The following is a 12,423-nucleotide window of genomic DNA, read 5'->3' as shown; positions in this document are numbered from 1 at the left end:
ATGGGAGAAAGCACAATGACTGAGAAACGTTATCTAAAGTGGTATAATAAAGTCGGCTATGGTTCAGGCGATATTGCAGGCAACGTGGTGTATGCATTCCTGTCCTCCTTCGTCATGATCTATCTGACCAACACCGTTGGCCTGAACCCCGGTATTGTCGGCACTCTGATTGCAGTTTCCAAACTGCTGGACGGTGTGACGGACATTTTCTTTGGTTCTTTGATTGACAAAACGCATTCTAAGATGGGCAAAGCCCGTCCTTGGATGCTGTACGGCTACATTGGCTGTGCCATTACGCTGGTGGCAATTTTCGCCATTCCGACCAATCTGGGACAGTTTGCACAGTACGCATGGTTCCTGATCGCATATACTCTGCTGAACGCTGTATTCTACACTGCCAACAACATTGCCTACTCTGCACTGACTGCTCTCATCACGAAGAACAGTGCCGAACAGGTCGAGATGGGTTCTTGGCGTTTCATGTTCGCCTTTGCCACCAGCCTGCTCATCCAGTCCATCACGCTGGGTGCTGTTACGGCATTGGGCGGTGGTGCTGCCGGTTGGCGCACTGTTGCAATCATCTACGCCATCATCGGTCTGCTTGTCAACACCCTCTCCGTTTTCTCCGTAAAGGAACTGCCGGAAGGCGAATTGGTGGATACCACCAACAAAAGGGAAATCGAGCAGGACGAAAAGTACAATCTGGTTCAGGCTGCAAAGCTGCTTGCTGGTAACAAATATTATATGATGATTTGCGTCACCTACATTTTGCAGCAGATCTACGGTGCCATGATCAGCATGGGCACCTACTACGCAACCTACATCCTTGGCAACCAGAATCTGTTCGGTGTATTCTCTTGGGCAATCAACATTCCTCTGATCATCGCACTGGTGTTCACCCCGACCTTGGTTGCAAAGTGGAATGGAATGTATAAGCTGAATGTAATGAGCTATACTCTGGCAACGATTTCTCGTGCACTGGTTGCTGTAGCTGGTTACATGGGCAGCGGCAATGTGACCTTGATGCTGCTCTTTACTGCAATCGCAGCTCTTGGTCAGGGTCCTTGGCAGGGCGATATGAACGCTGCGATTGCTGCTTGCTCTGAATATACTTGGCTGACGAAGCACAAGCGCGTGGATGGCACGATGTACTCCTGCACTTCTCTCGGTGTGAAGCTGGGCGGCGGTCTGGGTACTGCCATCACCGGCTGGCTGCTGGCAGCAAGCCATTTTGACAGCGCTCTGACCGTTCAGCCGGATTCCTGCATCAATATGCTGAAGATCATGTATCTGGTGATTCCGTTTGCTCTGGATGCCATCATCACCTTCATTCTCTCTCGTATGAAGGTCGAAGAAGCAAATGAAAAACTGCGTGCAGCAGTCTGATAACAAGCCATTATCATTTCTCCTTCATCTGCTGTTCCCCGGAGGAATCCAGCGATTCCTCCGGGGAGGCTGGAGAAATATTATAAAATTATAAAAGGTAAATGAGGAAATACTATGGCTGCATTTGATTTTGCAAAAGTAAAAGACCCCACCTTTTTCAAGGAAAACGTGCTGAATGCTCATGCAAGTTTCCGTACTTACGCTTCCCGCGAAGAATATCGGACAGGCTCCTCTTCTTTGGCGTTGAAGCTGGACGGTATCTGGAAATTCGCCTACGCAAAGAACTACACCAGTGCCATCCCCGGTTTTGAAAAGACAGATTACGATTGCAGCGGCTGGGATGACATTCATGTTCCGGCACACATCCAGATGGAGGGCTACGACATTCCCCAGTATGCGAATATTCAGTATCCGTGGGATGGCCGTGAAGAAGTACAGCCGGGCGAGATCCCGCAGCGGTTCAATCCGGTGGCAAGCTATGTAAAATACTTCGATCTGCCGGAATCCATGCAGGGCAAGCCCGTCCACATCGAGTTCGAGGGTGTGGAAAGCGGCATGGCTCTTTGGCTGAACGGGTCTTATGTGGGTTACACCGAGGACAGCTTCTCCGCACACGCATTCGATCTGACTCCCTATCTCCAGCCGGGCGTGAACAAACTTGCCGTGCAGGTGTTCAAGTGGACTTCCTCCAGCTGGTGCGAAGATCAGGACTTCTTCCGCTTCTCCGGCATCTTCCGCAGCGTGTGGCTGTACGCCATCCCCACCGTGCATCTGGAAGATGTATCCGTCAAAACGCTGTTTGCCGGGGATGATTTTACTCATTCCACGCTGGAAGTTGCATTGCAGGTGGAGGGTAAGGGCGCAGCCCGTCTGACCCTGCGCCGCAGTGAACAGGAAGTGTTCTCCGAAAAAATCGCACTGAACGGCGGCTCTGCGCTGTTCAGCCATGCGGTGGAGAACCCCCACCTGTGGAGTGCAGAGGACCCGGCTCTGTATGAACTGGAAATCGAGCTGCTGGACGATGCAGGCCATCTGGTAGAGGTGACTGGGCAGAAAGTCGGTTTCCGCAAGTTCGAGCTGAAGAACAATCGGATGCTGCTCAACGGCAAGCGCATCGTGTTCAAGGGTGCCAACCGTCATGATTTCAGCTCTATTACGGGTCGTGCTGTGGGCGTACACACCCATGAGGAACTGCTTCGGGACATCATCACCATGAAGCAGAACAACATCAATGCCATCCGTACCAGCCATTACCAGAATCAGGATGCACTGTACGACCTGTGCGACGAGTATGGTCTGTATCTGATCGCAGAGAACAATCTGGAATCCCATGGCACATGGGACATCCATCAGGCGGGCATTCGCGGCATCGAGGGCGTTTTGCCCAATGATAAGCCGGAGTGGAAAGCTGTCTTGTTTGACCGCATGAATTCCACTTACCAGCGTGACAAAAACCATCCTGCTGTTCTGATCTGGTCTCTGGGCAACGAATCGTTTGGTGGTGAGACCCTGCTCCAGATGGCAGAGATGGTCCGCCGCTTTGATGACACCCGTCTGGTGCATTACGAAGGTGTGGTCAATGATCCCCGCTTCCTCGAAACCACCGATATCGAGAGCCATATGTACAGCACGGTCAAGGACATTAAAGAGTATCTGGCACAGGGCGATAAGCGGCCTTATATCGAGTGCGAATATTCTCATGCTATGGGCAACTCCAACGGTGCTTTGCACAAGTACACGGAACTTGCCGACCAGAAGGACTGCGGCTATCAGGGCGGCTTTATCTGGGATTACATCGACCAGTCCATCTGGAAAAAAGACCGCTACGGCAAGTGGTTCCAAGCCTACGGCGGCGACTTCGGTGAGCGTCCTACCGACTATAATTTCAGCGGGAACGGCATTGCCTACGGTGGTGATCGTGCTCCTTCTCCCAAGATGCAGGAGGTCAAGTTCTGCTATCAGAACATCGCCATTTCCATCGACAACTCTGGCTTTGAAGTCTGGAACAAGAACCTGTTCACCTCTACGGATGCCTTCGACTGCGTTGCACTGCTGCACCGTGATGGAAAGCTGTATCAGCAGCAGGAACTAGCCAATATTGATGTTGCTCCCGAAGAGCGTTCCAGCTTCCCGCTGCCGTTTATGGTTCCTGCGCTCCCCGGTGAATATGCAGTGACCATCAGCTTCCGTTTGAAGGAGGACACCAGCTGGGCAAAGAAGGGTCATGAAGTCGCCTTTGGACAGGGTGTGATCGCTGTGGTTCGTTCCATTCCCAGCAAGAAGGTCACGCCGTTTACCGTTACGCACGGTACACACAACATCGGTGTCCGTGGTGAGAATTTCGATGTTTTGTTCTCCGATCTGAATGGCGGCCTGACTTCCTACCGCTATGCTGGCAAGGAGATGATTCAGGAGATTCCCCGTCCCAACTTCTGGCGCGCTCCCACCGACAACGACTGCGGCAACAACATGGGCGGCGTTCGCGGTCAGTGGAAGCTGGCAAGCCTGTACGCTACCGCCAAGGGCATCGGCAAGGAAATCCCGTCTGTTCATGGCGGCACCATCCTCCAGAACCCCACCTGCGAGGTGGAAGCCGACAGCGTGGTCGTGACCTATCTCTATAACCTCCAGACCAGCCCCGCAGCAGAGTGCAGCCTGCAGTACCGTGTGTTCGGTGATGGCCGCATCCAGACCACCCTGCACTATGACCCGGTGGAAGGACTTGCAGCAATGCCGGAGTTCGGCGTACTGTTCAAGATCGACGCTGACTACGACACGGTGGAGTGGTACGGAAACGGCCCTGCGGAGACCTACTGGGATCGTCAGCATGGTGCAAAGCTGGGCATTTACCAGAACAAGGTCGCAGACAACATGGCACAGTACCTTGTGCCACAGGAGTGCGGTGCAAAGACCGCTGTGCGCTGGGCAAAGGTAGTGGACCGCAAGGGTCGCGGGCTGCTGTTTACCGCAGATGCCGCAAAGCCCATGTTCTTCTCTGCGCTGCCCTACACTCCCCATGAAATGGAGAGTGCCAAGCATCCCTACGAGCTGCCCCCGGTCCATTACACGGTCATCCGTGCTATGGGCGAGCAGATGGGCGTCGGCGGCGATGACAGCTGGGGTGCCAATGTCCACCCGGAGTATATTCCTGATGTGACCAAGCCTGTGGAGTTCACCTTTACGTTCCGTGGCATCTGATGATTGTCCGCAAATGAGGTGTTCTCTGTGAAAAAAGCGAAAGATCAGTCTGAATCTGAACCAGCCGAACTAGCATCCCTTGTTGGAGAACGGATCAGAAAGATCCGCAAAGAAGAGGGGGTTAATCCTAGAGCTTTTTACTTTACGTTGTGATATGAATGCCGCATACGTTGGGCATACTCTTTCTCCCGGCATGTCCCCGGTGCGATGACCGATGCGGATGTACCTGATCCGTTCCGTGCCATCCGGCAGGAGCTTCGGGGACAGAAGATGCCGAATATCGAAAGATAAGAAATGCCGTTCCAGTTGCTTTTGGAACGGCATTTCTCTTAATCTTCTAACCCATGGCTCCCGGCCACTTTCTTCAAATATTCCTTCGGATCGCCATTCAGAATCAAATCGGCATAGCCAAGCGGGTCATTATAGATGAGGTAATCCAATTCTGCCCTCTGCGCTATGGTCACATCCAACGCATCCTCGACCCCGGTGCAGTCGATGGAAATTTTTCTCCCATCCCGGAACAGCAGCTCCACGCAGCCGGTGTCCATGTTGAACTTGCAAACGCTTTCATCGTACTTCATGTTCGTGTCCTCCTGAAATCATGTTGTGGTTTATGTCGGTCAATCTATGATTTCGGATTTTATCTTCCACGGACACCTGCATGGAACTTGTCGGGGCAAAGCCCCTCCATCTGCTAACGCAGACCGTTCCGTCGCTTAAAAGCCCCACTGGGGCTTTCATTGCTTCGCAAACGCTAATTTTCCGAAGAAAACAAATAATCCGAACCCATCTCCTATCGGAAACAAGTTCGGATTATTTTTGTTTGGTCCGAGTGGCGAGAATCGAACTCACGGCCTCTTGAACCCCATTCAAGCGCGCTACCAAAACTGCGCTACACCCGGATATCTGTAAGCGGTTATCGCTCACAGCTCAATCAGTATACTTGATTCAGGGTGTTTTGTCAAGCTTTTTCGGCCAGATTTTTTCAAAAATCCGGTTTATTTTCCTGCAGCGGCTGATCTTTTGCGGGGAACGCTTCAAATTCAACGGTGGCAAGTGCAATTGCAAACACGCTTTCTGCACCTGCCGCCAGCAGGGCCTGCGCACAGGCCGCAGCCGTAGCACCGGTGGTGATCACATCGTCCACCAGCAGCACCTTCCGGCCTTCGATCCTGTCCGGATCTGTCACGCGGAACGCACCCGCCACATTGGCCATGCGCTGCTCAAACGGCAGGCCAGCCTGATGCTGTTTTGCACGGGCGCGGCCCAGTGCCTCCGGGTACAGCGGAACGCCCAATGCCCGTGTCAGCGGCAAAGCCATGAGCTGCGGCACATTGTAGCCGCGGGCTGTGCCGGATGCCGGCACAGGAACGATGCAGTCATATCCAAGGGACATGCCCTCCACCAGTTCCGGCAGCAGCTCTGCACCCGACATTCGCACCTCACTGCCAAAGGCCAGCTTTGCCAGCCAGACGCCCATTTCCACTGCTGCCCACGGTGCGGCATGATATTTGGTGTGCAAAACACCCCGCCGTACACAGCCCTCATACCGGAAGGGCGCCGCCGCACCGGCCAGCCTGCCCAGATAATGCTGGGAAGCATCCAGCCGCATGCCCGGCTTCCTGCGCAGTTCTTCCAGTTCTGCGGCGCAGTCCGGGCATGTGGGCACACTGCCCAGCACCTGATCGCAGAACGGGCAGCGGCGTGGATACACCAGCTGTCTTGCCCCACGCAGCAGGCGGCACGGAACGCTGTAGTAATCCATCAGTCCTTCTTAACAGCTACGATGACACGCACACGCTTGCCCGCAGCACAGCCAAAGTTATCGTACCAGCCGGTAAGATGGTAGTCGTCCGAGTTCACTTCGGTCAGCTTGGTCGCGTAATACTGGCCCTTATACCACAGGTAGACCTGTGCATCGTCCGCCATCTCAAACCGTTTCCCGTTGCTCATGACCGATGCTGCGCCCACCTGATCGATCTTCATGGGCATCAGCTGGACCATCGTCTTTACGCTGCCGGTGGTCTCCTTGCGGGCTGCAACACCGCCCACCAGCACCGGATATTTGACGTTGGTGGTGAACGCCACCTGCGAACCATTGACATAGCACACATAGGTGGCGCCGCCGCCAATGTAACGGAAGATCGACGCATAGGGTTCCCCTACAAGGGTGCCCACCTGCCGCAGACCCAGACTGAGCAGGCTGTCCGTGTTGGCCGTAATCTTCTGCCAGACGGTGGAGAGGATGTCGCCGTTGATCACGCCCCACAGCACCTCGCTGGTGGTGGGCACCAGAACACCCTTCAGGTCGCCCACGATCTTATCCTGCGTATCCGTGCTGGTGCTGGAACCGGTCGAAAGGATGGTGGCCAGCGTTTTCAGCTCGGAAGAATTGACCGAAACATTTTTGATGTCGTCCAGCACGCCATAGGTCCACAGGTCGCCGGTGACATCGTTCAGGATCAGGCGGTCGATCTCGCCTTTCTCATTCAGCGTATAGTAGCGGACATTCAGAAGATTCAGGTCTGTCCCCGCTAGGCGGCTGGGACGAATCGTCCCAGCCACACCCTCCGAAGTCGTATCCAGAATCTGCACATCGTCTGCCAGAGTGTACTTGCCCAGCGTTGCCGCATCCGCACTGACCTTGCCGGTAACGACCTTGTTCTCGATGCCGCTCACGGACTCGCCTTCCGGCGTTACGCGGATCTCCACCAGCCAGCCCGTGGGATAGTTCAGGCTTTTGTCCACATTCACAGTGCGCTGAACGCCATCGGTGCACATGACCGACACGCGCTGCAGCACATCCGCGCCGTTGTCTTCCACAAGGCTGCGGGCTGCGCCCTGTACCACACCGTAGAACACCTCATCGGCTTCTGCACCGGTGATCACGTCTGCCGCTTCGTTGTTCATGCCCAGCAGCAGGGTGACCACTTCGCCCACACCGCCGCCGTTCAGGCTGGATACCTTGGAGGCAACTGCCGTGCTGCCCAGCTGATAGCTGACGCCTGCCACGGTAACGGCCGTGGGTGCGCTGGCGCTGGGCGAAACGGCAGTGATGCGGCCTGCTGCTTTGCGGGTGTAGATCCATACAGTCTGCAGACTTTCGCTGTAATAATACACATCGTAACAGTTCAGCTCGGCAGAAGCCGAGACCTTATCGTTGCGGTAAACACTGACCGGTGCAAACGGCAGCTGGGTGCCTTCCGCTGCCACAAAGGGTCCCTTCAGGCTCTTGAGCATCACGGTAGAGGTGTCCACCTGACCGTTCGCCACCGTAAAGCCCAGGCTGGTGCCATAGGCGCCGCCGGCGGCTGTGTTTGCCGTGAGGGTGTTATACAGCAGCAGAGCACAATCCCCATAGTTCATGGTCTCGCCCTGATTGCGGTTCAGCTGGTTGCGCAGACCCAATTCCTGTGCTTTGGTCAGCTGCGCCATCGGGAACACGCCATTCAGTTCGGTCATTTTATAGCCCAGCAACTTGAGCGCTGCCGTGCAGGCCTCTTCCAGCGTAACTGCGTTGTCCGGACGGAAGGTGCCGTCGGTGTAACCGTTCATCCAGCCCTGCTGCACCGCAATGCGCACATAAGGTGCCCACTGGGAGGTGCCGGGCACATCCTTATACAGGGTGCCGATGTTGCCCTGCTGGGCTGCGCTTTCGCGGTAGGCCGAAAAGGAGACCAGCATCCTGGCAAATGCACCGCGGGTGACGGCAGCATCCAGACTGCCGGTCTGGCTGGTATCCATAGCGCCCAGCGTGATGGCCGTCTGGATGGCCGAGTTGTTCAGGCTGGCCGCCGATGCCGGCAGTACCAGCATGGACACAGCCATGCATGCTGCAAGCAGACATGCGAGAAAACGTTTTTTCATAGGTGTATTCCCCTTCCTTGATGTTTGGCTGCCGCTCTGAAGCAGCTGCCGTAAGCAGTCCGGCGCAAAGCCGGCTGAGAGGAGCTTAAAAGCTGTTTTTCGCAAGCAGGGTGCGCCGGGTCGATGCGGCGGTATGCCATGCGGACGAAAACGGCTTTTTAATCATAGCGCAGAGCCTCGATGGGATTGAGACGGGCCGCACGCTTTGCCGGCAGATAGCCGAACAGCACGCCGATGCCCACCGAAATACCGAAAGCCACCGCGACGGAGTTGAAGGACGGACTGACCGTGACCGTGGTGCCGCTGGTGAACATGGGCAGCAGCCGGTTCGCCACCATGGATACGATGTAGCCCAGTGCAATGCCCAGTACGCCGCCCAGCGCCGAGGTGGTGGCTGCTTCCACCACGAACTGCGACAGAATGGTGCGCTCCTTGGCGCCCAGCGCCTTGCGGATGCCGATCTCGCGGGTGCGCTCAGTCACCGACACCAGCATGATGTTCATGATGCCGATGCCGCCCACCAGCAGCGAAATACTGGCGATGCCAGTCAGGATCACGATGACCATGTTGATCATCTTGTTCATTTCTTCCAGCCACTCGCTGGCGCTGTAGACGTAGTAGCCGTTATCCGAACCAAGCTGATGCTGCAGTTCGCTTTCCACCGCAGACTTTGCTTCGTTGGCGCGGTTCTCATCCTCCATGACCGCGGCATAGTTGCTCACCATGCTCTGGCTGGACAGGCGCATGGCTGTGGTATAGGGCAGATAAACGCAGTCGTCATCGCTGCCCTGCTGCATGTCCGGGTCGCTCACCTTTGCCGCCAGCACGCCCACGATGCGGAACTTGTTGGCTCCGATCTTGAGCGTCTGGCCCAGGCCGTTGCCGCCAAAGGCCACGCGGTTCAGATAATCGCCGATGACGCACACCTGCTTGTTGCCCTTGATGTCCATGTACTGCAGACCGCGTCCCTGCGCGATCTGGTAGTTCTTCATAGCGGAATAGTTCTCGTCCACGCCGCTGATGGTGGACCAGCGGTAGCTGTTGGTGCCGATCTTCAGCGTGCCGCTGCCGCTGAAATCGATCTGCGGCGAGATGGACTGGATCAGCTCCGGGTACTTCGTGGGCAGCTTGTACATTTCCTCCACCGGAACGGTACGGGAGCCGTTGCCCCACACCTGCACCGAAAGGGTGTTGGTGCCCAGTGCCGAAAAGCTGTCGCGCATGCTCTTGGTCATGCCGTTGCCCAGACCCACGATAACGATGACTGCCATGACACCGATGATGATGCCCAGCATGGTAAGAAAGGTGCGCAGCTTATTGCTCCACACGTTCTGGATAGCCTGACGGAAGGTCTCAACGATCATGCTTTTTCCTCCTCATCCGGCAGATCCGGCAGCAGTGTGGGCTGCACGATGGCCTCCGGCGCATGGGAGTCGCCATCGTAGACCACCCGCCCGTCTTCCAGACGGATGATGCGGTCTGCCTGCACCGCAATGGAATTATCATGGGTGATGAGCACCACGGTGTGGCCCTCATCGTGCATCTGCTGCAGCATTCCCAGCACTTCGCGGCCGGTGTGACTGTCCAGTGCGCCGGTAGGCTCGTCGGCCAGAATGACCGCCGGGTTCCGCACCAGCGCCCGGGCAATGGAAACACGCTGCTGCTGACCGCCGGAAAGCTGGTTGGGGCGGTTCCTGAGCTTATCACCCAGGCCCACCTGCTCCAGCACCTCTTTGGCCCGGGCGTGGCGCTCGGTGCGGCCGATGCCCGCATACACCAGCGGCACCTCCACGTTCTCCATCAGGTTGAGCCTCGGCAAAAGATTATACTGCTGGAAGATAAAGCCCAGCATTTCGTTACGGATCGCAGCCAGCTCGTTGCGGCTCATCTTGCCCACATCCCTGCCGTTGAGCCGGTAAGTGCCATGGGTCGGCACGTCCAGACAGCCGATGATGTTCATGCAGGTGGACTTGCCGGAGCCGGACTGGCCGACGATGGCTACGAACTCGCCTTTTTCGATTTTCATGGTGATGTGGTCTGCTGCTTTTACCGTGGTATCGCCCATCTGGTAATACTTGCACACCTCATCAAACTCGATCAGAGCGCTCATGCATTCCTCCTGTATCAGCCTGTGATGATCACGCCGTTTGCATCTGCCGGGTCTGCAGTGTCACCCGCATCGGCAGATTCTTCCATCGGCTCCTCTGCTGTGCTGCCGTCTGCAGTGTCCGTGTCGTTCTCTGTGTCAGCTTCAGTTTTGTCCATGGCATCACCATAGCCGCCGTCATCGTAATAGTAATCGGTACTCACAGAGCTGGGGTCATAGGCCACGGTGTCGTTGCCGGTGACGCCGCTGATGATCTGGGTATAGTCGTCGTCACTCACGCCGATCTTGACCGGAACGTACACATAGCCTTCCGGTGCGGTCATATCGGGGTCTGCATTGGCGGCGCTGGGCGAATCCTTGGTCACCAGCACATAGCCGCCGCGCACGATGGCCGCATTGGGCACCGCCAAAGCGTTTTTGGCCTCCGCAATCACGATTTCCGCGTTGGCATTCATGCCGGGGCGCAGGCCCTCGGTCTCGTCGATGCGCACCGTTACCGGGTAGGTGGTGGTGCCGCCGTTGGAAGAGCCCTTCATGGAAACGCGGGTCACGGTACCGGTGTAGGTCTTATCCGGCACTGCATCTGCCGTCACCTGCACGCTCTGGCCCACCGAAACATCGCTGACCTGCAGCTCATCCACATTGATGACCATGACCAGATAGCTCAGGTCATAGATGGTGCACAGGTCTGCACCTGCGGTCAGTGCATCACCGGCCTTGGCGTTCTTCTCAATGATGGTGCCGCTGATGGGCGAGGTGACGGTGTAGTTGTTCATGGCCTCCTGCAGGTTATCCATGTTCAGCTCTGCGCTGCGCAGGGTCTCCGCAGCGGACTGGATCGCTTCGGTCAGGTCCTCACCGCTGATCTGCAGCACGATGTCGTCCTTGTTCACGGCACCGCCCTCCTGCACATTGATGGCAGTGACCGTACCGGCTGCAAGGGTGGTCAGGGTGCGCTCTGCCTGATATTCAAAGCATTTGGCTGCAATGCAGCTGACACCGTTGATGGTGGCCGTTGCCGCCTGAGCCGTGGTCAGGCCGCCTGCATTGCGCACGGTGATGGTCACGGTGCGGGTGAGCAGGTTGCCGGTACTCAGCGTATCCGTGCCGGTCACAGCGGTCACGGTGCCGGTCAGGGTCTCAAAGGTGCCGTCCAGCGTCACCTCAGCGCTCTGGCCCACCGAGAATGCGGCGGCGTCTGCCGCAGGGAACTCCAGATGCAGCACCATCTTGGAGCTGTCGCGGATGACAGCCACTTCCTGGCCGCTGGTCACTTCGTCACCCTTGGCCACCTTCAATGTAGCCACAACGCCTGCCACCTCGGCACGCACATACTGGCGGTCCACGGTCTTATCGTAGCTGCGCTGTGCCTGCTGCAGGGTGATGGAGGCCTGCTCGGCCTTGGTGGTGGCATCGGAGGCATCCACCGTGTACAGCACAGTGCCTTCCTCCACAATGTCGCCTTCCTCAATGGTGCTGGTGAGCACCTTGCCTGCCACCAGCGATTTGACATTGTATGTATTGGCCGGGTTCAGCGTACCGGTGCCGCTGAGGGAGTTGGACAGATCCCGCTTTTCCGGCGTGGTCTGCACATAATTCACATCCACATTGGCGTCCTGTGCCCTGTCCGGACGCAGGATGAACCATCCGCCCAGCACGGCCACACACGCCACCGGCACCATCCACTTCCAGTTTTTGCGAAAAAATGCAGCCACTTTGTCTTTTCCTGCGGGTCTTGCCTCACCGGCAGCCGCCTGCTGTGCCGCAGCATCCTGCTTCTTTTTAAAGATCATGCTTGCTGTTTCCTCCTGTATCTTTCAGAGCACCTCTGCCTTATGCAGGGCGCCCTGTAATTTCTGTCCGTT

Annotated in this window: 8 protein-coding genes and 1 tRNA gene; 2 read left to right on the top strand and 7 right to left on the bottom strand. The window is 56.5% G+C overall.

Features of this window, described 5'->3' with window-relative positions:
• The first annotated feature begins 15 nt into the window (after positions 1-15).
• Complete coding sequence (locus ACKXF9_RS13315; RefSeq protein WP_418266509.1) at positions 16-1,386, top strand: MFS transporter; 1,371 nt, start codon at positions 16-18, stop codon at positions 1,384-1,386.
• A 114-nt stretch (positions 1,387-1,500) separates the two neighbouring features.
• The gene (locus ACKXF9_RS13310; RefSeq protein WP_418266508.1) at positions 1,501-4,584 is read left to right on the top strand and encodes a glycoside hydrolase family 2 TIM barrel-domain containing protein; all 3,084 of its coding nucleotides are present in this window, start codon (positions 1,501-1,503) and stop codon (positions 4,582-4,584) included.
• A 329-nt stretch (positions 4,585-4,913) separates the two neighbouring features.
• On the opposite strand, the gene ACKXF9_RS13305 is transcribed toward ACKXF9_RS13310, so the two are convergent.
• The 7 genes from ACKXF9_RS13305 to ACKXF9_RS13275 all read right to left on the bottom strand — a co-directional run bounded on the left by ACKXF9_RS13305 (position 4,914) and on the right by ACKXF9_RS13275 (position 12,351).
• Positions 4,914-5,165 carry a DUF6061 family protein gene (locus tag ACKXF9_RS13305; protein WP_418266507.1) on the bottom strand — a complete coding sequence of 84 codons (252 nt, stop codon included), beginning with the start codon at positions 5,163-5,165 and terminating at the stop codon, positions 4,914-4,916.
• A 243-nt stretch (positions 5,166-5,408) separates the two neighbouring features.
• Positions 5,409-5,486: transfer RNA gene (locus tag ACKXF9_RS13300), tRNA-Pro, on the bottom strand.
• Between the two features lie 83 nt (positions 5,487-5,569).
• A complete protein-coding gene (locus ACKXF9_RS13295; protein WP_339395888.1) occupies positions 5,570-6,349 on the bottom strand; it encodes a ComF family protein in 780 nt (259 codons plus the stop codon).
• Entirely contained in the window at positions 6,349-8,451 is a 2,103-nt protein-coding gene (locus ACKXF9_RS13290) for an S-layer homology domain-containing protein (protein WP_418266506.1), read from the bottom strand. Before ACKXF9_RS13290 ends, ACKXF9_RS13295 begins: the two co-directional genes overlap by 1 nt.
• A 158-nt stretch (positions 8,452-8,609) precedes the next feature.
• Positions 8,610-9,815, bottom strand: a complete 1,206-nt coding sequence (locus ACKXF9_RS13285; protein ID WP_418266505.1) for an ABC transporter permease — start codon at positions 9,813-9,815, stop codon at positions 8,610-8,612.
• Complete coding sequence (locus tag ACKXF9_RS13280) at positions 9,812-10,561, bottom strand: ABC transporter ATP-binding protein (RefSeq protein ID WP_418266504.1); 750 nt, start codon at positions 10,559-10,561, stop codon at positions 9,812-9,814. Before ACKXF9_RS13280 ends, ACKXF9_RS13285 begins: the two co-directional genes overlap by 4 nt.
• A gap of 14 nt (positions 10,562-10,575) precedes the next feature.
• A complete protein-coding gene (locus tag ACKXF9_RS13275) occupies positions 10,576-12,351 on the bottom strand; it encodes an HlyD family efflux transporter periplasmic adaptor subunit (protein ID WP_339395885.1) in 1,776 nt (591 codons plus the stop codon).
• Positions 12,352-12,423: the final 72 nt, after the last annotated feature.

The sequence above is a fragment of the Faecalibacterium sp. 9 genome (genome assembly GCF_048320955.1).
Taxonomy (GTDB): Bacteria; Bacillota; Clostridia; order Oscillospirales; family Ruminococcaceae; genus Faecalibacterium; species Faecalibacterium wellingii.
This window is presented reverse-complemented; position numbering and strand designations above follow the sequence as displayed.